This is a genomic window from Lentzea nigeriaca (genome assembly GCF_016907955.1).
GTDB classification, from domain to species: domain Bacteria; phylum Actinomycetota; class Actinomycetes; order Mycobacteriales; family Pseudonocardiaceae; genus Lentzea; species Lentzea nigeriaca.
The window spans coordinates 383,378-408,552 of record NZ_JAFBCX010000006.1; the positions used below are offsets into that span (position 1 = coordinate 383,378).

Genomic DNA, 25,175 nt, shown 5'->3' on the forward strand with positions numbered 1-25,175 from the left:
CGACGCCGGCCGGGGCACCGGGATCAGCTGGTTCTCATCAGCCGAACATGATGCTGGTGACGTTCACGAAGCCGACGACGGCCAGCGCGACGACCGAGACGGCGATCATCGTGAGCACGGTGCGCCAGCCGATGGCGGTGACGGCGACTGCTACGGCGGCGGCTATTCCGAGTGCACTCCCTGCGGACATCTCGATTCCCTCCCGACGAGCGAGTACGTGCTCCCCGGTGTGGGCGGTCCGGGGCGTCTCGCCTGCTCAAAGGATCTCGCGTTGTAGGTTGTCTGTCAACGGTCGCCAGGTTGCCAGACAAGTTGCAACTGACAGGCAACAGGCCTAAACTGGACCAATGCCCGCCGACGACGCACATCTCGGCGAGAGCTGGTCGCTCTCGCCTGATTCGCGACGGCCTCTGCCGGAGCTGATCGAGCAGAAGCTCCGTGAGCAGATCATCGGCGGCACCCTCAAAGCAGGAGACCGCCTCCCCACGGAGCCGGAACTGGCCCGCAAACTGGATGTCGCGCGCAGCTCGCTGCGTACAGCGCTGCAGCGGCTTCAGCTCCAGGGCATCGTCGAGGTGCGCCGCGGACTCGGCTGGTACGTGCGGCGCACCGATCTGGCCGCCGTCGAGGAGCACCTCGAAGGCACGCTCGCCGCCCGCCAGTTCTCCCAGACCGACCTGCTGGAAGTCCGGATCGCGCTCGAGACCACGGCCGCGAGTCTCGCCGCCGTCCGAGCCGACGACGGTGAGCTCGACGAGCTGGCCAAGCTCAACCGCCGGTATCAGCGCGCCCCGGTCGAGGACATGCAGGAAGTGGTCGAGTCGGACGAGGAGTTCCACTCGGCGCTGATTCGCGCGTCCCACAACGAGCTGCTGGAGCAGATGTACCAGGCACTCGTACCGGGCCTGCAGGACTGCAAGCGGCACGCGCACCCGTCCCGTGAAGTGCACAACCGGTCGGCGAACGAGCACGAGCAGGTCGTCTGGTTCCTGCGCAGGCACGACGAGGTGGGCGCGAAGAGCGCGATGACCACCCATCTGCTCGGCCTCTACAACGACGTCGCCACCGACGAAACGGCCCCCAGAGCCACGCTCAACACCTACGTGGGGGTGACGGACAACCCGATCTGGGGCCGCCAGAGCTGATACGGCATCCGCCGAAAGGGTCTGGCGCTCATCCGGCATCACTCCCACCATGTATGGACAGAGCGGTGGAGTGAGGGGGCGGGCGAGGGGTGGTGGCGGCGCGCAGGCACAAGCAGGCGCTGGCCGTCGCGTTGGCGCTGCTCGCACTCGCGGCCGCGGATCTCGCGCTCGCCTTTCTCTGGCAACCCGGTGCGCGCAACCTCTGGCACGACGTGTTGGTGGTGATCTGGCCGCTGCCCGCTCTGGCCGGCTTCCTGCTGGGCGCGTACGAGCTCTTCCTGCACCGCCGTTTGATCAGCGAGCTGAGCCAGATCTCCGGCCCGAGCATCGTCGAGCACCTGCTGCCGAGCGACGTGCTGCGCACCTTCCTGTCGTCGATCTACGGGTCGAACGAGGCGAACCAGGACGTCGTCTCCGGGGTGCTCGGCGGCAACGGGCTGCGGCCGCACGGCAAGGACCTCACGATCAGCACGAACACGACGGTGAAGCTGGAGCTGCAGGGCATCAACGCCAAGACCTACCACCTGATCACGACGCAGAGCTACCAGTTCCGGCACAGCGTTCCGGTCGACAGGTTCGTCATCTTCGTCACCAGCAACGTGTTGTTGCGTGACACCATCAGCGCGGCATGCCGCTACCCGCTGTTCGAGCTCTACTACATCACCGATCCGTCGCTGTTCCTCGACTCGGTGGACGACGTCCTGCACTCGACGCAAATCGCGATCGACTACATCGACCACGACGGCACCAGCCGTTCCGCCGCACCGAGCCAGATCCCGCCGCTCGAGGTGAAGTTCGACCAGTGGCCGAACTACCTGACGTTCTTCCGCGAGCGGATGGGACCACTGCCGAAACTGAGCCCCCACAACCATCTCGGCGATCTGCGCATCTTCGAGTGCGATCTCAGCGGCATCGCGGAGGACCACCTCGTGAGCGCGATCCGGGGACTCACCGTCACGTCACGCATGTTGCAGCGCACCAACGAGGGCTTCTGCTACTGGCAGGCGCCATATCCGTCCTATGTGGAGCAGATTCACTTCGACGCGCGGGGACTCACGGTCGACCACTCCCCCAGGCACGAGTTCTCCATCATGCCGTTCCTGTTCCGCTCCAACACGGTGACCGGGCAGTGGCTGAAGGCGGACGACCTGGACGACCTCACCGTTCGGTCGTGGCTTCTTCCGGGGCACGGCGTGGCGCTGATGTGGCGGGAAGCGCGGCATTGACCGTGCCACCTTGTGGTGCGCGGCGAAACCAGTCGACCTCGCCCACCGGCTCGCGCTGAGGCCACGGGCGCTCGGGGGATGCGGGAACTCCAGGAACCTGCCATGTCCCTGTGATCGAGGCATCGGCTGACGACGAACTGTCGGAGGTCATCGCGTCCCCTCCCTTTGACAGGAAAGACTACCCGGACACGGGGTCTCCGGTCACCTGCCGCCGACCGACGAACCTGATCTCGTAGCGGTAGCCGAGCTTGGTGCTCTTCGAGCGCCAATGGATCCCATCTCGATGGCGGCACGTGCTCGACTGCTGGATCGACTCCTGCGCGTCGCCGTGCTCGCCCCGGTTCTGGCTCGCCTCCACCAGGTGAGTGGCTCGCGGCGACGGGAAGATCTCCAGTCCCTCATCGCCGGTCACGTAGACGTCGATCTCGTCGGTGATGTAGGAGATGTCGATCGAGTGCGACTCCTCGGTGAACAGGGCCGGCATGCTCCGGTTCAGGTCGATCTCCAGTTTGATCTGACGCTTGGACTTGCCCTTCTCCAGTGACACGGGGATCCGGATCACCCCCTCCTCCATCACCAGACCCTTGAACAACGCGCCTTCGACGAACGCCCGGCTCCGTCGGAGGTAGGACTGCTGGACGTCGAATTCCCTGCCATCGATCATCAGTCGGCGAACCCGGACGCTTTGCCAGGGCGGCGCGTCGACGCGCGCGGACGAGAAGATCGGGAACGCGAGCCACGCCACAGCGACATCCCGGTCGGCTTCCACCTCGAGTTCCACCACGTAGTCGCCGCTGCCGTCCGAGCTGACCTCCAGCCGGTCAGTTCGCCTGCGGACACGCAGTTGACGGGACACGTGTACATCGATGTCGCGCAGCGAGCGCAACAGCTCGAGCCGCTGTCGCAGTGTGGTGCTGATGATCCAGAGCAGCACCAGGAACGTCGCCGCACCCGTCGCGTACATGACCCAGCTCAGCATGCCGAACAGCTGTTCCCTGGTGGCTTCGTTGCGCAGGCTGACCAGCGTGCCGGCCACGGTCAGCAGAACCGAGATGGCACCCGACACGAATGCCGCGACACCGGGAGAGATGCCCGACCTGGCCGGATCTGCCATGACGTGTCTCCAGACTCGATCAACAGATCGTCCAGCGTAGGCAGCGCGGAACCTCGTCCGGCAACGTCGTCACCCGTTCGGCCCGCTGCACGCAAATTAACGCAAGTATTTGCGTACACTTGCGGCATGACGCAACGGAGGCTGGCCGAGGTCGCGGCCAAGGTCGGGGTCAGTGAGGCCACCGTCAGCCGGGTGCTGAACGGCAAGCCGGGCGTCTCGGACGCCACGCGGAGTGCCGTGCTCACCGCGCTTGACGTGCTGGGTTACGAGAGGCCGACGCAGCTGCGGGGTGAGCGGGCGCGGCTCGTGGGGCTGGTGTTGCCCGAGTTGCAGAACCCGATCTTTCCCGCGTTTGCGGACGTGGTGGGCAACGCGCTGGCGCAACGCGGGTTCACGCCGGTTCTGTGCACGCGGACCGCTGGTGGGGTGACGGAGGCCGAGTACCTCGAACTGCTGCTCGAGCAGCACGTGTCGGGGATCGTGTTCGCCGGTGGACTGTACGCGCAGAAGGACGCCAGTCATGGGCACTACCAGCAGATGATGGCGCGGAAGCTGCCTGCGGTGCTGGTCAACGCGGCGATCGACGACCTGGCGTTTCCGCGGGTCTCGTGTGATGACGCGGTGGCTGTGGAGCAGGCGTACGGGCACCTCACCTCGTTGGGGCACAGGCGGATCGGGGCTGTGCTCGGGCCGCCGGACCACGTGCCGAGCCACCGGAAGCTGCAGGCCATCGAGAAGTGCGGCGGGGCCGATGTCGAGCACGCCATGTTCAGCCTCGAAGGCGGGCAGGCGGCGGCCACCAAGCTCGTGCAGCGCGGCGTCACGGCGATCATCTGTGCGAGCGACCCGTTGGCGCTGGGGGCGATCAGGGCCGTCAGGAGGGCCGGGCTGGACGTGCCCAAGGACGTGTCGATCGTCGGGTACGACGATTCGGCCTTCATGACCTGCACCGATCCGCCGCTGACCACGGTGCGGCAGCCCATCGAGGCGATGGGGCGGGCTGCGGTGGAGTTGCTGGCCAACCAGATCTCCGGCAACGCCGTGGCGCCGGACGAACTGCTCTTCGAGCCCGAGTTGGTGGTGAGGGCCTCCAGCGCGCCCGTCGTCAGGTAGCAGTCGGCTTCTTGCGAGTTTTCGTCTAGATATTGCGTTCAGATGTAACGACGACTTATGGTCGCCGTCACATCGACGCGCTCGCGAGAAGGGCGGCCCCACCATGAAGAAGTCCGCTGCCGTGCTGCTGGGCTGTGTTCTGGTCGCAGGCTGTGGGAGCGGTTCCACGAACGAGGCGGGCGGCAAGGTCGTCATCGACGTCAACGGCCAGCCGCCGCAGACACAGGCGTTCGACCGCAAGGTCTTCGACGAGGACGTGGCGGAGTTCGAGAAGCAGAACCCGGACGTCGACCTCGTGCCGCACGAGGGGTTCATGGACCCGAAGACGTTCTCCGCCAAGCTCGCGGGCGGGCAGCTGGAGGACGTTTTCTACGTCTACTTCACGGATCCGGCCGCGCTCATCGCCAGAAAACAGGCCGCAGACCTCACGAACTACGTCAAGGATGTCCCCCACTACGGCGACCTCAAGCAGGAGCTCAAGGACGTCTTCACGGTCGACGGCAAGGTCTACGGGCTGCCGACCGCCAACTACACGATGGGCCTGCTCTACAGCCGCACCAACTTCACCAAGGCCGGCCTCGACCCCGACCAGCCGCCGAAGACGTGGGACGAGGTTCGCGCCGCCGCCAAGAAGCTCAAGGACTCAGGCGTCACCGGGTTCGCCGAGTACAGCAAGAGCAACCAGGGCGGCTGGCACTTCACCACGTGGATGAAGTCGGTCGGTGGTGACATCGCTCGCAAGGACGGCGACAGCTACAAGGCCGACTTCAACAACGACAAGGGCAAGGAAGTCCTGCGGCGCCTCAAGGAGATGCGCTGGGACGACGGCTCCATGGGCGAGAAGCAGCTGCTGGAGATCGGCGACGTGCAGAACATGATGGGCGCCGGACAGCTCGGCATGTACCTCGCCGCGCCCGACAACGTCGCCGCGATCGTCAACCAGTTCAAGGGCAAGTACGACGACTACGGCCTCGCCGCGATGCCGGAACAAAAAGGCACGTTGCTCGGCGGCGAGGGATACATGATCAACCCGAAGGCCACGCCGGAGAAGATCAAGGCGGGGCTGAAGTGGATCCAGTGGAAGTACCTGAACCCGGACCGGCTCGAGCAGAACCTGCAGAAGTACAAGGACCGCGGGCAGCCGGTCGGCCTGCCGATCCCGCCGATCGCCGACATCTGGACCGGTGAGCCGCGCCAGAAGCAGGAAGAGCTCAAGAGCAGGTACGCGACCATGCCGGTGCGGAACTTCCAGGCCTATGTGGACGGTTCCGAGAAGACCAGGGGCACGCTCGAACCGCCGCAGGCACAGCAGATCTACGCGATCCTCGACAACGTCGTGCAGGCGGCGCTGACCAACTCCGACGCCGATCACGCGGCCCTGCTCAAGGACGCGGAGACCAAGGTCAACGCGATCCTGGCGCAGGTGAAGTGAGTGCGGCGCCACGTCACCGCGTACGGCTTCCTGAGTGCCGCGCTGGTCGTCTTCGCGGTGTTCTCCTGGTGGCCCATCGTGCGCGGTGTGGTCCTGAGCTTCCAGCAGGTCAACTTCGTCACGAGCCCCGACTGGGTCGGCTGGGAGAACTTCGAGCGGCTCTTCGCGGACCCGCTGTTCTTGGTGGCGTGGCGCAACACGGCGTACTTCACGATCCTCGCACTGGTCATCGGCTTCGGCGTTCCGTTCATCACCGCCGTGGTGCTCAACGAACTCCGGCACGCCAAGGCCTACTTCCGGCTCCTCGTCTACCTGCCGGTGATGCTGCCGCCGGTCGTGACGGCGTTGCTGTGGAAGTGGTTCTACGATCCGGGGCCCGGCCTGTTCAACTCGGCCCTCAGAGGGCTGGACCTCCCCACATCACAGTGGCTCGACTCCAGCAGCACCAGCATGATCAGCCTCGTCCTGGTGATCACGTGGGCGAACATGGGCTCTGCCACGCTGATCTACCTGGCCGCGCTGCAGACCATCCCCGGTGAGCTGTACGAGGCCGCGGACCTCGACGGCGCGAGCATCCTCGAGAAGATCTGGCACGTCACGATCCCGCAGACCAAGTTCGTGATCCTGATGCTGTTGCTGCTGCAGGTCGTCGCGACCATGCAGATCTTCACCGAGCCGTTCGTCATGACCGGCGGCGGGCCGGAGGAGTCGACGGTCACCGTGCTGCTCCTCCTCTACCGGTATGCCTTCTACTACAACGACTTCGGCACCGCGAGCGCGATGAGCCTCATCCTCTTCGCGGTGCTGAGCGTCTTCTCCTTCCTCTACCTCGAGATCACCAGGAAGGCCGACGCATGAGAACGCTGACCAAGGGCAACGGCAAGACCTACTGGGTCGTCCTCACGCTCACGCTGGTCGTCTTCACTGCGGCGTTCCTGCTGCCGCTGGTCTGGGTGCTGCTCGGCGCGTTCAAACCACCGGCCGAGCTGGCGCGGCAGCCACCGACGATCCTGCCGGAGGTGTGGGAACCCGGCGCGTACGTCGACGCCTGGAACTTCATGGACCTCGGCCGGTTCTTCCTCAACACGTTCGTCGTCGCGATCGGGGCGTGGGCCGTGCAGATGGCCGTGATCGTCCCCGCCGCCTACGCGCTGAGCAAGCTGAAGCCCTGGGGCGGCAACGTGATCCTCGGCCTGATGCTCGCCACGCTGATGCTGCCCGCGACGGCGCTGCTGATCCCCGTCTACCTCACGCTCACCGACCTCGACCTGCTCAACAACCCGGCTGGCATCTGGCTGCCGTTCGCGGCGAACGCGCTGAACGTCTACCTGCTCAAGCGGTTCTTCGACCAGATCCCGGAGGAGTTGCTGGAAGCGGCCAGGATCGACGGCGCGGGCACGTGGACGACGCTCACGAGAATCGTCCTGCCCATCTCGCGCCCCATCCTCGCCGTCGTCTCGATCTTCGCGGTCGTCGCGGCGTGGAAGGACTTCATCTGGCCGTTGCTCGTCTTCCCCGAACCGGCGAAGCAGACGCTCAGCGTGGCGTTGCAGCGCTTCGCCCCCGACACCCCGATCAACCTCCTGCTCGCGGGCCTCGTGCTCGCGAGCCTGCCGATGGTCGCGCTGTTCCTCGCGTTCCAGCGGCACATCCTCGCGGGGCTCACCGCGGGCGGCGTAAAAGGCTGAAAGGACAACAGATGAGTTGGTGGCGCAACGCATCCATCTACCAGGTCTACCTGCGCAGCTTCGCGGACGGCAACGGCGACGGCATCGGCGACCTGGCCGGCCTGCGCGCCAGGCTCTCCCACATCGCGAACCTCGGCTTCGACGCGATCTGGCTGAACCCGTGGTACCCGAGCCCGCTCGCCGACGGCGGCTACGACGTGGCGGACTACCGCGACATCGAGCCGGTGTTCGGCTCGCTCGCCGACGCGGAGAAGCTCATCGCGGACGCGCACGGGCTGGGCCTGCGGGTGATCATCGACACCGTCCCCAACCACTGCAGCGATCAGCACCCGTGGTTCAAGGAGGGCCTGTGGGATCGCTTCCACATCCGTGACACCGAAGACCTCCCCAATGACTGGAAGTCGCGCTTCGGCGGCCCGGCATGGAGCAAACTGCCAGACGGGCGCTGGTACCTGCACCTCTACGCCGCCGAACAGCCCGACTTCAACTGGGAGAATCCCGCTGTCGGGGACGAGTTCTCCGACATCCTGCGGTTCTGGCTGGACCGCGGTGTCGACGGCTTCCGCATCGACGTGGCCGACGGCCTGGTCAAGGACTTCAGCAGGCCCGACGCCGACCAGCCGTACTCCGACCAGGACGGCGTGCACGAGATCTACCGCGAGTGGCGCAGGATCGTTGACGAGTACGACGGCGACCGCATCCTCGTCGGTGAGATGTGGCTGCCCGACCCCGTCCGGTTCGCCAGGTACCTGCGGCCGGACGAGATGCACAGCGCGTTCAACTTCGACTTCCTGTGCTGCCCCTGGAACGCCCAGGAGCTGCGCCGGGTCATCGACGACACGCTGGCCGCGCACGAACCCGTCGGCGCACCACCGACCTGGGTTCTGTCCAATCACGACGTCACCAGGCACGTGACCCGCTACGGCCGCGAGAAGACCGGATTCTCCTTCGCCGACCGGCAGCACGGCGCCCCGACCGACCTCGAGCTCGGCACCCGCAGGGCCCGCGCGGCGATCATGCTCACGGCGGCGCTACCCGGCGGCGTGTACGTCTACCAGGGCGAGGAGCTGGGCCTCTGGGAGGTCGAGGACCTGCCGGACGAGCTGCGCGAGGACCCGGTGTGGCACCGTTCCGGCTTCACCGACCGGGGCCGCGACGGCTGCCGCGTGCCACTCCCCTGGTCCGCCGACGACGGCCCGAGCTGGTTGCCCCAGCCCGAGAACTGGCAGCGGTTCTCGGTGGCGGCCCAGACGGACGACCCTGAATCGATGCTCAGCCTGTACCGCCGGGTCTTCGCGCAGCGCCGCGCGATCGACGGCGACCTGGAGTGGCTCGACCTGGGCGAGAACGTGCTGGCGTTCAGGAGGAACGACCACACGACGATCGTCAACCTGTCGGACCGGGCGATCGAGCTGCCCTCGCCGCCGACGCTGACGAGCATCCCGCTGGTCAACGGTCAATTGCCGCCCGATGCCGCAGCCTGGTTGGGCTAGAACCGGGCCATTCGGGCCGATGAACCGGGCATGCCCGAAAGCCGCGTCCCAGGTGGGCGCGGCTTTCGTTGTGCAAACCGGGCAAAAACCGGGCAAGATTTCCGTCTGTTGTGGTGGCGACCACAGAGTTACGAGGGTGTTTCATCTAGGCACAGCCCGAACGGGCATCCGATGAGCCGAATGGGCAGGTGAAATGCGAGCCGAGGAACGCAAGCGGCGCATCCTGGCCAGGGCCCGCGCCGACGGCCGCGTCGACGTGGTGGAGATGGCGCAGGAACTGGGCGTCGCGCCCGAAACGGTCAGGCGCGACCTCCGCGTGCTCGACGAGCACGGCCTGGTGCGCCGCACGCACGGTGGCGGAATTCCGGTCGAGAGCGCCGGGTTCGAGACCGGGCTGCGGTTCCGGGCCGGGTCGCACGTGCCGGAGAAACGGCGCATCGCGAAGGCCGCCGCCGAACGGCTGGACGACGCCGAGACCGTGTTCATCGACGAGGGTTACACGCCACAACTCGTCGCGGAGGCGTTGCCCACCACCAACCCGCTCACGATCATCACCGCGTCCCTGCCGACCGCCGCGGCGATGTCCGAACACCCGTCCTGCACGGTTCTGTTGCTGGGCGGCAGGGTTCGCGGCCACACACTGGCCACTGTGGACCACTGGACGACCAGGATGCTCGGCGAGATGGTGATCGACCTCGCCTACATCGGTGCGAACGGGATCTCCCGCGAGCACGGCCTGACCACGCCCGATCCGGCGGTCGGCGCGGTGAAGGCCAAAGCGCTCAGCTCGTCCCGGCGGAAGATCTTCGTCGGGGTGCACACCAAGTTCGGCGTCTCCAGTTTCCACCGGTTCGCCGAGGTCACCGACCTGGAAGCGATCGTCACCGACAGCGGCCTCTCCGCCCACGAGGCCCACCGGTACGCCCTGCTCGGCCCCAAGGTCATCAGAGCCTGATGGCGTCTGCAAGTACTACCAACTCGGAGTTGGTAGTACTTGCAGACGCCCCAAAACACCACCCGGTAGCACGCCGGCTGTGTTCGGCGCGCCCCGGAAACCCTTCCCCCGGAGGAAAGACGATGTTGTCGATCCGCACACCCCTTCGCACATTCGGGGCCGCGACCGCTGTGCTGCTTCTGGCTTCCGCCTGCGCGGGTGCCGGAGGCGGTGGGGGCAGCGGCTCCGACTCGGTGAACGTCCTGATGGTCAACAACCCGCAGATGCAGGACCTGCAGAAGCTGACCGCGGACAACTTCACCAAGGACACCGGCATCAAGGTGAACTTCACCGTGCTGCCGGAGAACGACGTCCGCGACAAGATCAGCCAGGACTTCTCCAGCCAGGCCGGGCAGTACGACGTGGCGACGATCTCCAACTACGAGACGCCGATGTACGCCAAGAACGGCTGGCTCGCGCCGATGGACGACTTCGTGGCCAAGGACAGCGGGTTCGACCAGGCCGACATCCTCCCGCCGATCAAGCAGTCGCTCACCGCGGCGGACGGCAAGGTGTACGCGCAGCCGTTCTACGGCGAGTCGTCGTTCCTCATGTACCGCAAGGACATCTTCGAGGCCAAGGGCGTCACGCTGCCCGACAAGCCGACCTGGCAGCAGGTCGCCGAGGCGGCCGCGAAGGTCGCCACTCCGGAGGTCCGCGGCATCTGCCTGCGCGGCCAGCCGGGCTGGGGCCAGGTGATGGCGCCGCTCACCACGGTCGTGAACACCTTCGGCGGCACGTGGTTCACCAAGGACTGGCAGGCGCAGGTCAACGCGCCGGAGTTCAAGGAGGCCACCAAGTTCTACGTCGACCTCGTGCGCAACCACGGGGAGGCGGGCGCTCCGCAGGCCGGGTTCGCCGAGTGCCTGAACAACATGACGCAGGGCAAGGTCGCGATGTGGTACGACGCCACGGTCGCCGCGGGTCTGCTGGAGGCCAACGACTCCCCGGTGAAGGGCAAGCTCGGCTTCACCCAGGCGCCGGTCGTGAAGACCGACAGCTCCGGCTGGCTCTACACCTGGGCGTTCGGCATCCAGAAGGCGTCGAAGAAGCAGGACGCGGCCTGGAAGTTCATCTCCTGGGCGTCCGGCAAGGGCTACGAGGAACTGGTCGGCAAGAACCTCGGCTGGTCGAAGGTGCCGGACGGCAAGCGTTCCTCGACCTACCAGCGCGCCGAGTACAAGCAGTCCTCCGGCACGTTCTCGGCGCAGGCGGAGGCTGCGATCAAGGGCGCGAAGCCGCTCGACCCCGGCGTGCAGCCGCGGCCGGCGCCGGGCATCCAGTTCGTCGGCATCCCCGAGTTCACCGACCTCGGCACCCAGGTGTCGCAGCAGATCAGCTCGGCGATCGCGGGCGCGGTGTCGGTGGACGACGCCCTGAACAGCTCGCAGCAACTGGCCGAGAAGGTCGCCGCGAAGTACAAGGGGCAGTGAGATGGCGGTGTTGACACGGGAGCGGTCGGTCGTGGACCGGCCGCCTCCCGTCCCCCGCAGGAGCTATCCGAAGTGGGCGCGTCGGGCGCCGCTGCTGCCAGCCCTGATCTTCCTGATCATCGTGACGCAGCTGCCGTTCGTGGCGACGCTCGTCATCTCCTTCATGAAGTGGAACTCGCTGGATCCCACCAACCGCGGGTTCGCCGGGTTCGACAACTACGTCAACGTGTTCACCGACCCGGATCTGCGGTCGTCCGTCGTGAACACGATCGTGCTGACGGCGTCCGTGGTGCTGATCAGCCTGGTCCTCGGGCTCGGGCTGGCGTTGTTGCTGGACAAGAAGTTCCGCGGCCGCGGGTTCGTGCGCACCATGCTCATCGCGCCGTTCCTCGTGGTTCCGGTCGCGGCGGCGTTGATCTGGAAGCACGTGCTCTACAACCCGGAGTACGGGTTGTTCAACGGGGTCCTGAACTGGCTGGGTTTCTCAGCGCAGCCGGACTGGATCAGCTCCATGCCGATGTCCGCCGTCGTCCTGTCGCTGGTGTGGCAGTGGACGCCGTTCATGATGCTGATCCTGCTGGCGGGCCTGCAGTCGAAACCCGTGGAACCCGTTGAGGCGGCGACGATCGACGGCGCGTCGCCGTTCCAGATCTTCCGGTACCTGACGTTCCCGCACCTGCGGCAGTACCTGGAGCTCGGCGCGCTGCTCGGCTCGATCTACATCGTGCAGAACTTCGACGCGGTTTTCACGATCACGTCCGGTGGGCTGGGCACGGCGAACCTGCCGTACATGATCTACCAGACCTTCTACCAGGCCCACGAGTACGGCGAGGCGTCCGCGGCCGGCGTGATCGTGGTCGCCGGGTCGATCGTCATCGCGACGTTCGCGCTGCGCGTGGTGTCCTCGCTGTTCAAGGAGGAGGCGCGATGAAGCACCAGTGGAGTGGACGTGGCTGGGGCGTCCTCGCGTGGTTCGCGGGCATCGTGTTCTTCGCGCCGGTGGCCTGGATGTTCCTGACCTCGCTGCACAGCGAGACGGACGCGGCCACGAACCCGCCGTCGATCGCGGCACCGCTGACGCTGGACGGCTATGCGGAGTTCTTCGACGGCGGCGCGTGGCCTCCGTTGCTCAACTCGTTCAGCGCCTCCATCGGGTCGACGATCATCGTGCTGCTGCTGGCGATTCCGGCCGCGTACGCGTTGTCGATCAAGCCGGTCGAGAAGTGGACCGACGTCCTGTTCTTCTTCCTGTCCACCAAGATGATGCCCGTCGTCGCCGCGCTGCTGCCGATCTACCTGATCGCGCAGTTCGCCGGGATGCTCGACAACATCTCGTTCCTGACGTTGCTGTACTGCTCGATGAACCTGCCGATCGCGGTGTGGCTGATGCGGTCGTTCCTGTCCGAGGTGCCGCGCGAGATCCTCGAAGCGGCGTCGATCGACGGGGCCGGGCTGATCACGATCCTGCGCAGGGTGGTGGCACCGATCGCGATGCCCGGCATCGCGGCGACGGCGTTGATCTGCTTCATCTTCAGCTGGAACGAGCTGTTGTTCGCGCGGGTGCTGACCGGTGTCGTCGCCGGTACCGCGCCGGTGTACCTGACCGGGTTCGTGACCTCGCAGGGTCTGTTCCTGGCCAAGGTGTGCGCCGCGGCCGTCGTGGTTTCCCTGCCGGTGCTCATTGCCGGGTTCGCCGCCCAGGACAAGCTGGTCCAGGGCCTGTCGTTGGGAGCAGTCAAGTGAAAGCAGCGGTCATCACCGGCGTCGGGTCCGTCGAAGTGACCACTGTGGACGATCCCACCTGCGGTCCGCGCGAAGTGATCGTCGACGTGGCGGCCTGCGGACTCTGCGGAACGGACCTCCACATCCTGCAGGGTGAGTTCGCGCCCACCCTGCCGGTCGTGCCGGGCCACGAGTTCGCGGGCACGGTCGTCGAGATCGGCTCGCAGGTGAACGAGGTGAAGGTCGGCGACCGCGTGGCCGTCGACCCGTCGCTCTACTGCTACGAGTGCCGGATGTGCCGTGCAGGCAAGAACAACCTGTGCGAGCGGTGGGCGGCGATCGGTGTCACGACGTCCGGTGGCGCCGCCGAGTTCGCGGTGGCGCCCGTGGCGAACTGCGTGAAGCTGCCCGACCACGTGCGGACCGAGGACGCGGCGTTGATCGAACCGCTGTCGTGCGCGGTGCGCGGGTACGACGTACTGCGCTCGCAGATGGCGTCCAGGGTCCTGATCTACGGCTCCGGCACGATGGGGCTGATGATGCTGCAGCTCGGGAAGCTGACCGGGGCGGCGTCGATCGAGGTCGTCGACCTGAACGCGGAACGCCTGGAGACGGCGGTGCGGCTCGGCGTCACGGGCGTGGCGGGGTCTGCGGACGAGCTGGACCGGCCGGAGGGCTGGGACGTCGTCATCGACGCGACCGGCAACGAGAAGGCGATCCAGGACGGGCTCGGCCGGGTCGCGAAGGGCGGCACGTTCCTCCAGTTCGGCGTCTCCGACTACTCCGCGCGGGTGACCATCGAGCCGTACCGGATCTACAACCAGGAGATCACCATCACCGGCTCGATGGCGGTACTGCACTCGTTCGAACGGGCGGCGGACCTCTTCGCGACCGGAGTACTGGACCCGGAGATCTTCATCAGTGACAGGGTGCCGCTGGACGACTACGCGGGGGCGTTGGACCAGTTCAAGGCCGGTAAGGGGCGCAAGATCCAGGTCCTGCCGTGAAGTGAGCGCAAATGTTTGTGGGCACTCGTGTATCCAGCCGAGTGCCCACGACTCCTTCCAGACATGTCGAAGTCCGGGCAGAAGGTAGTACCGCCGTACTTTTCGCACATGTCCGACGAAGAGCTCCTGTCCTGGTATGCGGAGCTTCAGGCGCGGGCGATGAACCCGCAGTCTGGGGACGTCGATTTCGACCACGTCCACAAGGCCGCCAAGCCGATGTCCGTCCAAGAGCTGCGTCACAAGATCATGACCTTCCAGGGCTGGCCTGGTGGCATCGGCACTCTCGATGACGGTTCGCCGTTCCACAACCTGTGGCACTGGCTCAACGACTGACCCGGGCCGAGGTAGTCCTCGCCCGGGTCATTGGCGCGTTGGTGGCCGCCTGTGTGCTCTTCGCCGTCGTGCACACGGCGGTCACCGGCGCGATTTCGCATCCGCGGAACTGGCTGATCGCGATCGCCTTCACCCTGCTCGGGGTGCGGGTGATCGGGCATGTCCGCAGGTCGTCCGTCGGATGGTTGCTGCTGGTCATGGGCCTGTTCGGGGGCATCGCCGTCGCCGTCGCCGGCCAGGGGCCCCATCATCCGGCCCGCTGGGTCGAGGCGTGGGTCTGGTGGCCGACCTACGCGCTGTTGCCCGCCGTCGCACTGGTTTTCCCGAGCGGGAAGCCGTTGACCAACCGGTGGTGGGTCGCCGTCGGGGCGTCGCTGCTGAGCGCGGTTCTCGGCGCGGCAGGTCTCGCGTGGGGATCGTGGGGCGATCCGGCCGGCTTCTGGCGGGGCGGTGGCCCGCACGCGGCCAAGACGATCACGTACATCGCCGTGATCGCCGCAGGGATCGCCGTCGTGGCAGCGGTCGTGTCGCTCGGGCTGAGGTGGCGCAAGGCAGAAGGCGACGAACGGCGGCTGCTCGTGTGGGCGGTCGCGTTGCTGGCGCTGGCCGTCGCGGCGACCGTGGTGGAGACGACGGACGGGCGCGTCGCCTGGATCGTCGGTGTGCTGGCGTTCCCTGCCGCCGCGGTGATCGCGATCGTGCGGTACGGCCTGTACGACATCAGTCTCCTGATCCACCGGTCGTTGCTCTACGGCTCGTTGACGGTGACGTTGGTGCTGGTCTACCTGGGCGTGATGCTCTTGGGCGGGCAGTTGTTCACCGGCGAGGCCGAGGTGATCGGTGTCGTGGCGACGGGTCTGGTGTTCGCGCCGATCCGGAGTTGGTTGCAGCGCAAGCTGGACCGGTGGCTGTTCGGGACGCGCACGGACCCCTATGTCGCTTTGTCGACTTTGAGCGAGAAGCTCGAACGGTCGCAGGACGTGCTGCCGACGGTGGCCGCCACGGTCGCCGAGTCGTTGAAGCTGCCGTACGTGGCGATCCGCGGTGGGTCGGTGCTGGCCGAGCACGGACGCAGCCGCGGTTGGCCCCAGTTGCGTTTTCCCATGACCTACCGCGGTTCTTCCGTCGGCGAGCTGGTCGTCGAGCCGCGTGCGCCCGACGAGCGGTTGAGCGACCGCGAACTGAACCTGCTCATGGACCTCGCCCGGTCCACCGCTCCGGCCGCGCAGTCGATCAAGCTGACCGCCGATCTGCAGCTCGCCCGTGAACGGCTCGTGCGTGCGCGCGAAGAAGAACGGCTGCGGCTCAGACGCGACCTGCACGACGGCGTCGGGCCCGCGCTGGTCGGGATCCGGTTGCAGCTCAAGGCATTGCGCCGGTCCGTGGGCGACGTACTGGACCCGGTGCTCGGTGACGTCGACACGACCGCGGGCGAGGTGCGCAGACTCGTCGACGGGCTGCGGCCGCCGATCCTCGACCAGGGGCTGGCGCTGGCCGTGCGCGACGAGGCCGCGCGGTTCAACGGCGAGCTGACCGTCCGGGTCGACGCCGAGGAGATCGACGGGCTGTCCGCTGCCGTCGAGGTCGCTGCGTACCGGATCGTGGCGGAGGCCCTGACCAACACCGCACGCCACTCCGGGGCGTCGACGTGCGTGATCACGGTGCGGCAGGATGGCGACCTGGTCGTGGAGATCGTCGACGACGGGCGGGGTGTCGCGGCCGACGCGCGGCCGGGAGTCGGGCTCGACTCGATGCGCGAACGCTGTGCGGAGCTGGGTGGATCGTGCACAGTGGGACCCGCGGAACCACACGGGACTCGGGTGGTGGCGCGGATCCCGTTGGAGGCCCAGTAGTTTGGAGTCGCAGTGACTCGGGTTGTGATCGCCGACGACCATCCGGTGTTCCGGCGTGGGCTCAAGGCGTTGCTGGACGGAGAGGAAGGGCTCTCCGTGGTCGGCGAGGCCGCGGACGGGCTTTCGGCCGTGTCCGTGGTGCTGGACCTGGAGCCGGACGTCGTCGTGATGGACCTGCACATGCCCGGCCTGGGTGGTGTGGAGGCGGCCAAGCGGATCCTGGAAGTGCTGCCGTCGCTTGGTGTTCTCGTGCTGACCATGCACGAGGACGACGAGCTGGTGTTCGCGGCGATGAAGGCCGGGGCGCGTGGCTACCTGGTCAAGACGACCGACGACGACGAGATCGTGCGCGCGGTGCAGGCCATCGGTGCCGGTGAGGCGATCTTCAGCGCCACCATCGCGCAACGGATGATGGGCTACTTCACCGCGATCTCGTCGTCCAAGGCCGTGGTGTTCCCGCAGCTCACCGACCGCGAACGGGACGTGCTGGAGCTGATGGCGTCCGGCCTCGACAACACCTCGATCGCCCACCGGCTGTCGTTGTCGGGCAAGACGGTGCGCAACCGGGTGTCCGCGATCTTCACCAAGCTGCAGGTCGCGGACCGCGCGCAGGCCATCGTGCGGGCGCGGGAGGCGGGACTGGGAAGTCCCTCCTAGTTCGGGACACCGGTCACGTGACGGCGGGACATCTCCCTCGCTTCGATCGGCGTCATCCGCCGAGCTTCAGGGGGCTTGACCGCATGGACATCACCTGGGACGTCGCCCACGCGCGGCTCAGTCACGAACGAATGCTGCACATCACTCGGGCGCTCGTCTCGATGCGACCGGAGACCGTCACGCTGGGCGGAGGGGAGCCTCTCGGCGTGCCGGGCCTGTTCGAGATCGTCGAGATGTTCCGCGCCGCCGGCATCGACGTCGTGCTGCGCACTTCGGGCAAGTCGCTGCACCCGTCGATGGTCCGCACACTGCTCGTCTCGTGCACGCGCATCGAGGTCTGCGCGATGGCGTTCACCCACGCCCTGCACGCGTTGCACCTGCTCGACATCGGCGCCGCCAAGCTGGACCGGCACGCCGTCTTCGGCCTCGACGCCACGGGCATCCGCCGCGGCTTCGACCGGCTGGAGGACTTCTGCGCCACCACCGCGTTCGAGCTGCCGCACCTCGCGTTCATCGCGTTCAGCGACACGATCGGGCCGGACCACGCGCAGTACCTGCAGTCGCTCGCTCCCCAGTCGGTCCGGGTGACCGTGGAGACCGCGAACACCTCGGTCGTCAGAGCCAGTTGATCAGGGCGCGCCACGCGGTCGTGGAGAACGCGAGTACGTCACCGCTCGCGTTCTTCGTGTCCCGCACGAGCGCGTCCTGGGCCAACGACACCTCCACACAGCTGCCACCGCCGTCGCCGTTGCTGTAGGTGCTCTTACGCCAAGTCCGTTCCGCCGTCATCAGGATCCTCTCGAAGTGCACTGACGTACTCCGCCAGCTTGCGCTTCGATTGTTCCGCATCCAGAGCCACCGCATCCAGCCGCTGAAAGAGCCTCCTGGTGCGCGCCACAGCGACGCTGTCCTGCGCATACACATTCGCCGTGTCGGTCTCGCTGTACACGACAGGTGAAGCCTTGCCGAACTCGTACAGCGTGCAGGCGGAGCGGAGAGTACTGACATTCGCGGGCACGATCCGGAGAATGTGGGTGTTGAATAGAAGACGCAGGTACTGGTCTTCTCGGACCGACGCGTCACCGAGCCGCATCTGCAATGCCAGTTCATGCAGGTAAAACAGGCACTCTGGGCGATTCGGCCGCCTCATGATCGTTTGCCGGTCCATGCGGGCTTGGACGAACCTCTCGATGTCGGCAGGCGCCTCGATATGCGAGTCGACGAACAACTCGCGTGCGTAGCCATCCGTCTGCAACAGGCCGTGCACCGTCATCACGTCGTACGAGATGATCTTCGTGGCCATCGCTTCTGTCATCGCGAGTGTGCGCAGCTTGTCAGGCACCTGCGCGAAGTACAGGTCGAAGGCGTTGTGATAGCGACGGCGGAACTCGTCCACGAAGTCGATGTTCTTGCCACACGTCGCCAGGTACTGCACGAGGTCGACGTCGCTCGCCCGCACCTTGCCGAGCTCGATGTCGGAGACCTTGCTCGGATCCCAGCCGAGCTGGACGGCCATCGAACGGCCGTTGAACTCGGTGCACGACTCCCGCAGGCGGCGCAGCTCGTCGCCGAGATCCCGGCTGTACGGGGTGGAAATGATCGCGGTCATGCCCTTCGAAGTTAGGGCTTGGATCAAATCCATGCCACGCGCTCATTCGGGTGAAAAAGACCCGGAAACACGGCATTGAGCTGCGAAAATCGGCGAGTGCGGACCCTTGCCCAGGTGGCAAGGGTCCGCACGTCAGCGTTCCGCGGGAACGGGTGCCGACCGGTTCGTGCCCACCGCCGTGAGAGCGATCGCGGCGATCGGGCTCAAGGCCGACAGCAGGACCAGCCCCTGCAGGCCGATCCCGCCCTCCACGGCGAGGCGGGCGACACCGCTCGCCACCATGATGCTGAGGTTGTAGGCGGCCACGTTGACGCTCGTCGCCAGTGTCGGTGCCAGGTCCGCGGTGCCCACGACGATGCGGGCGTTGAGGGCCGGCACGATCAGGAAGAACGCGGCGCCGAGGACGAACAGCAGGATCGCCGTGAACACCTTGCTGTGCAACGAAAGACCGAACAGCAGGGTGGTCAGTGCCAGCACGACCAGCCCGATCCGCAGGCCCCGGTCGAGGTGGAAGTCGGCGAGCCGCCCGCCCAGCACGCTGCCGGCCAGGCTGCCGAGGCCGAAGAGCAGCAACAGCAGCCAGAGGTCGTCGCGGGCGAAACCGGTCTCGTCGGTGAGGATCGGCGCGATGAACGTGTAGGTGGCGTACCCGCCGATGGTCGCGAGGAACGTCGTCGCGATCGCGACGAGCACCCGTGGCCGCAGCAGTGCCCTGATCTCCGCACGGGCGGTCGTGGCGGGCTGGTCGGGCGGGCAGCGCACGACGTGGGCCACCGCGACGCCCGCGGCGAGAGCGAGCAGGACGAACGCCATCCGCCACGACGTGAGCGTGTTGATCGCGAGCGCCAGCGGCACGCCCACCGCGGTGGCCAGGTTCAGCGCCACGGAGATCCTGGCCATCGCTCTGCCCTGCCTGGTGGCGTCGTCGTGGCGAGATGCGATCACCAGTGCCATCGCCACGATCGGGCAGTGCGTCGCGGCCGCGACGATCCGGCCGACCATCATCTCGGTCATGCCGGTCGACACGGCCGCGAGCAGGTTCGCCGCGCCGAACGCCGCGAGCAGCCCGATCAGCAGCGAGCGGCGTTCGACCCTGCTGACCGCGAGGGTCAGCAGGGGGCCTGCGACGGCGACGACCGCGGCGTAGACCGTGATCAGGCCACTGGCCTGCGCAACGGTGGTGCGCAGGCCGGTGGCGATGCTGGGCGCCAGCCCGGCGATGAGGTACTCCGACGCTCCGACGCAGAAGACCCCGATGGCGGCGCCCGACAACGGCGACCTGTTCACGACGACACCAGTTCAGGGATTCGCGGCGGCAGCGCCGAGGACACGGCCGACGGCATCGCGCGCACCGTGAGCACGGTCGCCTCACCCGACACCACCGCGTCCGTGCAGTCGGGTAGCAGGAGCACCTGACCAGCGCGAAGCGAATGCGTCTCGTCGCCGACCTGTGCCGTCACGGAGCCGTCCAGGACGATCACCGCTTCCTCGACGGCGTGCGCCGCACGGATGCGCAGTTCGTCCTTTTCGGACAGTCGCCGCCAGTCGACGCTCTCGCATTCGGCGAACAGCATTCCCCTGCGGGCGAGGCAGGTCCAGTCGTCCGCGTTGACGGTCGTGACGATCACGCGTCACCGCCGGGGATGGCGAGGTCCACGGCGTAGGCCACGACCGGAGCGGACGCGGTGAGCACGACCGACGAACCGGCGGGCAGTGTCACGCACGTGTTGGCGGACAACGGCTTCAGTCCGGTCAACGTCGCCTCGCCCTGCTGCACGAACAGTGCGGTCTCTGCTGACGGCCGCCCGAGCTCGCGACTCTCGCCCGGTTCGAGCGAGATCCGCTCGACGCGGCGCAACGGTCCGGTGAAGGTGCCGGTCGTCTCGACGACCGGTGTGGTGGTGAGGTCGAAGATCTGCGCGGCTGCCATGGGACGTTCCTCCATCGGTTCGGTGGTGGCGATGGCCTGCTGGGTCGCGGCGGCGAGCGTCTCGATGACCCACCAGTCGAGGTTCGTCGTGCCGGTGTTGAGCAGGCCGTGGGTGTGCCCGACGGGGGTGAGGGCGAGCGTGCCCGGCCGGACGGGGATCTTCTCCCCGTCGAGGATGAACTCCCCTTCCCCGCCCAGGATCAGGTAGATCTCCTCGGTGCGGCTGTGCAGGTGTTCCCCGCTCAGCCCGGACGGCGGGATGCTCGCCCACTCGACGGCCTCGGTCGGTGACGCGAGGTGCTGCCTGCTCGCGAGGCACGTCCAGTACGTCAGGCCGGCGGCGCCGTGCACTCCGTACACCGACGCCGGCGCGTCCGTGGTGCGGATCAGCGGCAGGTTCATGCGTGCACCGCCGGTGCCTGGGCGAGGGCGACGTCCTCCAGCGCGGCGGCCGCCTGCGCGAGCTCCTCCGGGCGGACGTCGTTGACGAAGCACGCGGAACCGATGCCCACCGGCAGCGGCAGGCGCTGCTGGCCGTCGCGGTGGCGCACGGTGTCGGCGAGCGCCTTCTCCAGCAGCTCCGCCGTGAGCAGCGGATGCCACGTCGGCAGCTCCAGGCGGGTCATCAGCTCCAGCACCCGCCTGCGTTCCTCCTCGGTGACGAGGCCTCGCTGCTCGGCGAGGCACGTGGTGAGCGCCATGTCGATGCAGACGGCCTCGCCGTGCAGCAACGCGGGCAGCGCGGCCATCTCGAGCGATGGGCTGAAGGTGTGGCCGTAGTCGACGACCCGCTCCAGCGTCTTCTCCCACAGGTTCGGCTGCAGCTCGGTGAGCATGCCGTGGATCGCGCGCTCGATGATCTCCAGCGCCGGGTCCACCGAGCCGGGGCCAGGCTGCATCTTCGCCTCGAGCACGTGCTCGCCGGTGACCTCCATCAGGTCGAACAGCTCGCGGTCCTTGATCAGCGCGATCTTCAGGATCTCCGCGAGGCCGTTGCTGACGTGCCTGCGCGGCAACGTGGTCAGGAACTTGCGGTCGAGCAGGGTGCGCTCGGCCGCGAAGTAGGTGCCGATGCGGTTCTTGTGCCCGTTGGCGTTCACTCCCGTCTTCACGCCGACGCCGGCGTCCACGAGTCCGATCAGCGTGGTGGGCACCCGGACGAACGGTGTGGCCCGCCGGTAGACGCTGCAGGCGTACCCGACGATGTCCAGCAGCACGCCGCCACCGATCGCGATCACCGGTTCTCTCCGGCGATCCACCCCGAACTCGTCCATGGCTGTTGTGACCAGCATGCTGGCCTCGATGGTCTTGTTGGTCTCGCCCGGTTCCAGCACCAGCACGCGGTACTCGACGTCGTTGCCGTCGAAGTAGGCGCGGATCGCCTGACCGAACAGGGCGTCCACGTGGGCGTCGACGACGACCAGCCTGCGCACACGACCCTGACCGGGGATCGGGCCGAGGATGCTGGGGTTGGCCGGGTCGAGGACGTTCTCGCAGAGCACCACGTCGTACTCGACAGGCTGGACGTTGCGCACGGTCCAGGACTTGGTGTTGCTGTTGTTGACGTACAGGCCGATTTCAGACATGGCTGGGCTCCGTGATCTGGACAGGAGTGGTGTCGGTGGGCACCGCGGCGGTCCGGTTGCGACGGCTCCACCAGCGGGTCAGCGGACGCTCGACGACGGCGTACAGCGCCCAGGCGGCGGCACAGCTCGCGATCAGCACACCGATGCCGAGCGCGATTCCGGCACCGGTGGGCAGCGTGCGACCGGCGAGCACGGTGCCGACTCCGGTCAGGAAGATGTCGTGCACCATGTAGAACGCGAAGGAGATCTCGCCGAGGAAGATCATCCTCGGGTGGCCGAGCAGTCCCCGTCCGCCACCACGTGACTCGTGCGCGGCGATCGCCGGGATGAGCAACGCGATCGGGATGACGAACGCCGCGTTCAGCTGGTACGGCAGCGGCAGCGCGAGGCTGACCGCGTAGGCCACCACGACCAGGGCCAGAGCGAACGCCGGGTGCAGGCGGGGCCAGCGACCGTTGCGCAGGATCGTCGCCATCAGCATGCCCAGCGCGAAGTCCAGCAGCCTCGTCAGCGGGAACGCGTAGACGAACCACACCTGGGTCATCGAGTGCTGGTACAGTGGCGAGTTCCGGTGGTTGGCGCCGAAGACCTCACCGGCGGGCAGCAGTGCCGCGATCGTGGGCAGCGCCAGGATCGTCAGCATCACCAGCACCGCCACCGGCCACAGCAGGCGGGCCGGTATCCGCCGCACTCCCATCCACAGCAGCGGGAACATCGCGTAGAAGAACAGCTCTGCCGACAGCGACCAGCTCGGGTGGTTGATGCTGAAGAAGCTGGTGTCACGCGGGATCCAGGCGTGCAGCAGGGTGAGGTTGCCCAGCGCCTCGAGCGCGGTCGCGCCGGCGAGGCCGAACAACGCGAACGCGCTCGCGAAGGTGACGAGGTGGTTGGGGAAGATCTTGACCAGCCGGCGTGCCACGAAGTCCTTCGCGCGGTCCTTCGGGCGCACCGACCAGGTGAGCACGAACCCGCTGAGCACGAAGAAGAACGAGACGCCGAACCAGCCGCCGTTGCGCATGAGCGCGGCGAACGGCGAGGACACGTCCGTGTCGGCGGTGAACAGTCGATTCAGCGACAGGTGGAACCCGAACACGACGAGCGCGGCGAAGAAGCGCATCCCGGTCAGGCTCGACAGTCGCTGACTGTCGCGTGTGGACGCAACAGCCGTCATCGGCAGACTCCGATCAGGAGAGGGGAATGGACTGCGAATGGCGGAACACGTTCAGCGGATCCCACCGGCGCTTCGTCGCGCGCAGAGCGGGAAACGCGTCCTTGTAGTACAGGCGGCCCCAGTGCACGCCTGAGCTGTTCCACGCGGGGTCGGACAGGTCGACGTCCGCGTAGTTGACGAAGCATCCGTCGGTGATCTCGTTGGAGACCGGGACACCGCCGGTGCCGGCGTAGAGGTCGCGGTAGAACTCGCGCACCCACGCCATGTTCGCGGCGTCGTCGGCGGCGTCGTTCCACAGCGACACGACCTGGTGCTTGATGATCGAGTCGCGCTGCTGGGACGCTGTCGCCGTGGACGACACCGCGTTGACCTGGCCGCCGTACGAGGCGATCATCATCAGCGCACCGGAGTTGGCGAAGTCGGTGCGCGTCAGGTGCCGGTGCATCACCTTGATCTGGGCCTCGGGGTAGGAGCGCCGCAGGTAGGTCGACTTGCCCTTGAACCTGGTCGTCGAGTCCGGTCCGGTGAACCCGCCCCAGGTGGTGGCCTGCAGCCACGGCACGGTCCGGTGCTGCATCACCTTGGGCGCGGGCAGTCCGGCTCCGACGGCCCGGATGTACGCGGCCAGCATTCCTTCCGCGTCCGGCTGGCCCGCGTCGACGGACGTGTCGAGCACGATGCTGCCGTTGCTGCGGTGGAACGGCTTGAGCTGGCTGAAGAGGTGGCGCTCCGGCGAGTTCGGCGCGCTGTGGCGCTCGTGCCAGGTGCCGTGGTTGCGCATGAGCGTGGCGAACGCGGCCTCGTCGATCTGCTCCCACGGCCACGCGACCTCGCTGATGATCAGTGAGCTGGGCGGGGAGGGCAGCGCCCTCGTCGGGTCGCGGCCGTCCGAGCCCGGCGAACGGAACCAGTAGCGCGTGACGACGCCGAAGTTCCCGCCGCCGCCACCGGTGTGCGCGAACCACAGGTCGCGGTTCGGGTCGTTCGCCTCGCGGGTCGCGACCACGACACGCACCTCGCCGGACGCGGTCACGTGCACGACCTCGACCGCGTACAGGTGGTCGACGCTCAACCCGTTGCGGCGGGACAGACTTCCGTAGCCACCACCCGCGAAGTGCCCGCCGGCCGCGACGGTCGGGCAGTTGCCCGCGGGCACGACCACGCCCCACCGCCGGAACAGCTGGCGATAGACGTGCCCGAGCTGCGCACCGGGGCCGATCGCGAACGCCCCGCGTTGCGCGTCGAACTCGACCTCGTCCATTGAGGACACGTCGATGACCGTGCGCACGGCGGCGTTGGTGACGAAGTCCTCGTAACAGTGCCCGCCACTGCGCACGGCGATCTGCTGGCCGTTGCGCAGCGCGTGGGCGACGGCGGCGACGACCTGCTGGGTCGACGTCGCGATCACCACGCGGTCGGGGCTGCCGTTCAGCCGCTGGTTGGTGCCCTTCGCGAGACTCGCGAACTGCGGGTCGACGGGGGTGATGACGGCGGCCGCGGTGTCCTGTCGGGACACCAGGTCCGCCAGCGCGGTTGCCGTGCGTGTCAGTGCGAGAGCGGGCACAGCCGCCAGCCCCGCACCGAGCACGCTGCGACGGGACAGCGTTGCAGGGGCGTGCTTGTATGCCATTGTGTGAAAGCTCCCCAGGAACGGGCGCGTTCGAGCGCC

The 25,175-nt window shown here is 67.3% G+C and carries 26 protein-coding genes; 16 read left to right on the forward strand and 10 right to left on the reverse strand.

Annotation, left to right across the window (positions count from 1 at the left end; translation table 11 throughout):
• Positions 1 to 37 precede the first annotated feature (37 nt).
• The gene (locus JOD27_RS23160) at positions 38 to 190 is read right to left on the reverse strand and encodes a hypothetical protein (RefSeq protein WP_170166570.1); all 153 of its coding nucleotides are present in this window, start codon (positions 188 to 190) and stop codon (positions 38 to 40) included.
• A gap of 157 nt (positions 191 to 347) precedes the next feature.
• On the opposite strand from JOD27_RS23160, the gene JOD27_RS23165 reads away from it, so the two are divergent.
• On the forward strand, positions 348 to 1,145 hold the full coding sequence (locus JOD27_RS23165) for a FadR/GntR family transcriptional regulator (RefSeq protein ID WP_204764341.1): 798 nt from the start codon (positions 348 to 350) through the stop codon (positions 1,143 to 1,145).
• Between the two features lie 92 nt (positions 1,146 to 1,237).
• Positions 1,238 to 2,371 (forward strand): hypothetical protein, encoded by a 1,134-nt coding sequence (locus JOD27_RS23170; protein WP_307830284.1) that lies wholly within the window; start codon positions 1,238 to 1,240, stop codon positions 2,369 to 2,371.
• Between the two features lie 178 nt (positions 2,372 to 2,549).
• On the opposite strand, the gene JOD27_RS23175 is transcribed toward JOD27_RS23170, so the two are convergent.
• Positions 2,550 to 3,485 carry a hypothetical protein gene (locus JOD27_RS23175; protein WP_204764342.1) on the reverse strand — a complete coding sequence of 312 codons (936 nt, stop codon included), beginning with the start codon at positions 3,483 to 3,485 and terminating at the stop codon, positions 2,550 to 2,552.
• Between the two features lie 126 nt (positions 3,486 to 3,611).
• On the opposite strand from JOD27_RS23175, the gene JOD27_RS23180 reads away from it, so the two are divergent.
• From JOD27_RS23180 to JOD27_RS23245, 14 genes are all read left to right on the forward strand, one after another.
• Complete coding sequence (locus JOD27_RS23180; protein WP_204764343.1) at positions 3,612 to 4,598, forward strand: LacI family DNA-binding transcriptional regulator; 987 nt, start codon at positions 3,612 to 3,614, stop codon at positions 4,596 to 4,598.
• Positions 4,599 to 4,701: 103 nt separating this feature from the next.
• Entirely contained in the window at positions 4,702 to 6,030 is a 1,329-nt protein-coding gene (locus JOD27_RS23185) for an ABC transporter substrate-binding protein (protein ID WP_204764344.1), read from the forward strand.
• Positions 6,031 to 6,888, forward strand: a complete 858-nt coding sequence (locus tag JOD27_RS23190; protein WP_204764345.1) for a carbohydrate ABC transporter permease — start codon at positions 6,031 to 6,033, stop codon at positions 6,886 to 6,888.
• Entirely contained in the window at positions 6,885 to 7,718 is an 834-nt protein-coding gene (locus JOD27_RS23195; protein ID WP_204764346.1) for a carbohydrate ABC transporter permease, read from the forward strand. The genes JOD27_RS23190 and JOD27_RS23195 overlap by 4 nt, the downstream gene beginning before the upstream one ends.
• Positions 7,719 to 7,729: 11 nt before the next feature.
• Positions 7,730 to 9,211: a glycoside hydrolase family 13 protein gene (locus tag JOD27_RS23200; protein WP_204764347.1), complete on the forward strand. Its 1,482-nt coding sequence runs from the start codon at positions 7,730 to 7,732 to the stop codon at positions 9,209 to 9,211.
• Positions 9,212 to 9,404: 193 nt separating this feature from the next.
• Complete coding sequence (locus JOD27_RS23205) at positions 9,405 to 10,166, forward strand: DeoR/GlpR family DNA-binding transcription regulator (protein ID WP_204764348.1); 762 nt, start codon at positions 9,405 to 9,407, stop codon at positions 10,164 to 10,166.
• Between the two features lie 122 nt (positions 10,167 to 10,288).
• Positions 10,289 to 11,638: an ABC transporter substrate-binding protein gene (locus JOD27_RS23210; RefSeq protein ID WP_204764349.1), complete on the forward strand. Its 1,350-nt coding sequence runs from the start codon at positions 10,289 to 10,291 to the stop codon at positions 11,636 to 11,638.
• 1 nt (position 11,639) lies between these two features.
• Positions 11,640 to 12,569 carry a carbohydrate ABC transporter permease gene (locus tag JOD27_RS23215; RefSeq protein ID WP_204764350.1) on the forward strand — a complete coding sequence of 310 codons (930 nt, stop codon included), beginning with the start codon at positions 11,640 to 11,642 and terminating at the stop codon, positions 12,567 to 12,569.
• On the forward strand, positions 12,566 to 13,381 hold the full coding sequence (locus JOD27_RS23220; RefSeq protein WP_204764351.1) for a carbohydrate ABC transporter permease: 816 nt from the start codon (positions 12,566 to 12,568) through the stop codon (positions 13,379 to 13,381). The genes JOD27_RS23215 and JOD27_RS23220 overlap by 4 nt, the downstream gene beginning before the upstream one ends.
• A complete protein-coding gene (locus JOD27_RS46725; RefSeq protein WP_204764352.1) occupies positions 13,378 to 14,367 on the forward strand; it encodes a zinc-dependent alcohol dehydrogenase family protein in 990 nt (329 codons plus the stop codon). The genes JOD27_RS23220 and JOD27_RS46725 overlap by 4 nt, the downstream gene beginning before the upstream one ends.
• A gap of 108 nt (positions 14,368 to 14,475) precedes the next feature.
• Positions 14,476 to 14,700 carry a hypothetical protein gene (locus tag JOD27_RS23230; protein WP_204764353.1) on the forward strand — a complete coding sequence of 75 codons (225 nt, stop codon included), beginning with the start codon at positions 14,476 to 14,478 and terminating at the stop codon, positions 14,698 to 14,700.
• Between the two features lie 41 nt (positions 14,701 to 14,741).
• Positions 14,742 to 16,553: a sensor histidine kinase gene (locus JOD27_RS46730; protein WP_307830285.1), complete on the forward strand. Its 1,812-nt coding sequence runs from the start codon at positions 14,742 to 14,744 to the stop codon at positions 16,551 to 16,553.
• Between the two features lie 12 nt (positions 16,554 to 16,565).
• Positions 16,566 to 17,210: a response regulator transcription factor gene (locus JOD27_RS23240; protein ID WP_204764354.1), complete on the forward strand. Its 645-nt coding sequence runs from the start codon at positions 16,566 to 16,568 to the stop codon at positions 17,208 to 17,210.
• Positions 17,211 to 17,293: 83 nt separating this feature from the next.
• Complete coding sequence (locus tag JOD27_RS23245) at positions 17,294 to 17,839, forward strand: radical SAM family protein (RefSeq protein WP_204764355.1); 546 nt, start codon at positions 17,294 to 17,296, stop codon at positions 17,837 to 17,839.
• Here the strand turns inward: JOD27_RS23245 and JOD27_RS23250 are convergent.
• The 8 genes from JOD27_RS23250 to JOD27_RS23285 all read right to left on the reverse strand — a co-directional run bounded on the left by JOD27_RS23250 (position 17,826) and on the right by JOD27_RS23285 (position 25,136).
• Positions 17,826 to 17,999, reverse strand: a complete 174-nt coding sequence (locus JOD27_RS23250) for a DUF397 domain-containing protein (protein ID WP_204764356.1) — start codon at positions 17,997 to 17,999, stop codon at positions 17,826 to 17,828. The genes JOD27_RS23245 and JOD27_RS23250 overlap by 14 nt on opposite strands.
• Positions 17,974 to 18,819, reverse strand: a complete 846-nt coding sequence (locus tag JOD27_RS23255) for a helix-turn-helix domain-containing protein (RefSeq protein WP_204764357.1) — start codon at positions 18,817 to 18,819, stop codon at positions 17,974 to 17,976. Before JOD27_RS23255 ends, JOD27_RS23250 begins: the two co-directional genes overlap by 26 nt.
• Before the next feature lie 132 nt (positions 18,820 to 18,951).
• Positions 18,952 to 20,106 carry an MFS transporter gene (locus JOD27_RS23260; RefSeq protein ID WP_204764358.1) on the reverse strand — a complete coding sequence of 385 codons (1,155 nt, stop codon included), beginning with the start codon at positions 20,104 to 20,106 and terminating at the stop codon, positions 18,952 to 18,954.
• The gene (locus JOD27_RS23265; protein WP_204764359.1) at positions 20,103 to 20,447 is read right to left on the reverse strand and encodes a cupin domain-containing protein; all 345 of its coding nucleotides are present in this window, start codon (positions 20,445 to 20,447) and stop codon (positions 20,103 to 20,105) included. The genes JOD27_RS23260 and JOD27_RS23265 overlap by 4 nt, the downstream gene beginning before the upstream one ends.
• Entirely contained in the window at positions 20,444 to 21,151 is a 708-nt protein-coding gene (locus JOD27_RS23270) for a cupin domain-containing protein (RefSeq protein WP_204764360.1), read from the reverse strand. Before JOD27_RS23270 ends, JOD27_RS23265 begins: the two co-directional genes overlap by 4 nt.
• A complete protein-coding gene (locus tag JOD27_RS23275) occupies positions 21,148 to 22,335 on the reverse strand; it encodes a sedoheptulose 7-phosphate cyclase (RefSeq protein WP_204764361.1) in 1,188 nt (395 codons plus the stop codon). The genes JOD27_RS23270 and JOD27_RS23275 overlap by 4 nt, the downstream gene beginning before the upstream one ends.
• Positions 22,328 to 23,506 carry an acyltransferase family protein gene (locus JOD27_RS23280; RefSeq protein WP_204764362.1) on the reverse strand — a complete coding sequence of 393 codons (1,179 nt, stop codon included), beginning with the start codon at positions 23,504 to 23,506 and terminating at the stop codon, positions 22,328 to 22,330. Before JOD27_RS23280 ends, JOD27_RS23275 begins: the two co-directional genes overlap by 8 nt.
• Positions 23,507 to 23,519: 13 nt before the next feature.
• Complete coding sequence (locus JOD27_RS23285) at positions 23,520 to 25,136, reverse strand: FAD-binding oxidoreductase (RefSeq protein ID WP_204764363.1); 1,617 nt, start codon at positions 25,134 to 25,136, stop codon at positions 23,520 to 23,522.
• Positions 25,137 to 25,175: the final 39 nt, after the last annotated feature.

Excerpts from the sequence above, each read along its gene's own strand:
- JOD27_RS23160 (WP_170166570.1), bottom strand. The coding sequence starts at position 190 with ATGTCCGCAGGGAGTGCACTCGGAATAGCCGCCGCCGTAGCAGTCGCC.
- JOD27_RS23165 (WP_204764341.1), top strand. The coding sequence starts at position 348 with ATGCCCGCCGACGACGCACATCTCGGCGAGAGCTGGTCGCTCTCGCCT.
- JOD27_RS23175 (WP_204764342.1), bottom strand. The coding sequence starts at position 3,485 with ATGGCAGATCCGGCCAGGTCGGGCATCTCTCCCGGTGTCGCGGCATTC.
- JOD27_RS23180 (WP_204764343.1), top strand. The coding sequence starts at position 3,612 with ATGACGCAACGGAGGCTGGCCGAGGTCGCGGCCAAGGTCGGGGTCAGT.
- JOD27_RS23185 (WP_204764344.1), top strand. The coding sequence starts at position 4,702 with ATGAAGAAGTCCGCTGCCGTGCTGCTGGGCTGTGTTCTGGTCGCAGGC.
- JOD27_RS23195 (WP_204764346.1), top strand. The coding sequence starts at position 6,885 with ATGAGAACGCTGACCAAGGGCAACGGCAAGACCTACTGGGTCGTCCTC.
- JOD27_RS23200 (WP_204764347.1), top strand. The coding sequence starts at position 7,730 with ATGAGTTGGTGGCGCAACGCATCCATCTACCAGGTCTACCTGCGCAGC.
- JOD27_RS23205 (WP_204764348.1), top strand. The coding sequence starts at position 9,405 with ATGCGAGCCGAGGAACGCAAGCGGCGCATCCTGGCCAGGGCCCGCGCC.
- JOD27_RS23210 (WP_204764349.1), top strand. The coding sequence starts at position 10,289 with ATGTTGTCGATCCGCACACCCCTTCGCACATTCGGGGCCGCGACCGCT.
- JOD27_RS23215 (WP_204764350.1), top strand. The coding sequence starts at position 11,640 with ATGGCGGTGTTGACACGGGAGCGGTCGGTCGTGGACCGGCCGCCTCCC.
- JOD27_RS23220 (WP_204764351.1), top strand. The coding sequence starts at position 12,566 with ATGAAGCACCAGTGGAGTGGACGTGGCTGGGGCGTCCTCGCGTGGTTC.
- JOD27_RS23230 (WP_204764353.1), top strand. The coding sequence starts at position 14,476 with ATGTCCGACGAAGAGCTCCTGTCCTGGTATGCGGAGCTTCAGGCGCGG.
- JOD27_RS23245 (WP_204764355.1), top strand. The coding sequence starts at position 17,294 with ATGGACATCACCTGGGACGTCGCCCACGCGCGGCTCAGTCACGAACGA.
- JOD27_RS23250 (WP_204764356.1), bottom strand. The coding sequence starts at position 17,999 with ATGACGGCGGAACGGACTTGGCGTAAGAGCACCTACAGCAACGGCGAC.
- JOD27_RS23255 (WP_204764357.1), bottom strand. The coding sequence starts at position 18,819 with ATGACCGCGATCATTTCCACCCCGTACAGCCGGGATCTCGGCGACGAG.
- JOD27_RS23270 (WP_204764360.1), bottom strand. The coding sequence starts at position 21,151 with ATGAACCTGCCGCTGATCCGCACCACGGACGCGCCGGCGTCGGTGTAC.
- JOD27_RS23275 (WP_204764361.1), bottom strand. The coding sequence starts at position 22,335 with ATGTCTGAAATCGGCCTGTACGTCAACAACAGCAACACCAAGTCCTGG.
- JOD27_RS23280 (WP_204764362.1), bottom strand. The coding sequence starts at position 23,506 with ATGACGGCTGTTGCGTCCACACGCGACAGTCAGCGACTGTCGAGCCTG.
- JOD27_RS23285 (WP_204764363.1), bottom strand. The coding sequence starts at position 25,136 with ATGGCATACAAGCACGCCCCTGCAACGCTGTCCCGTCGCAGCGTGCTC.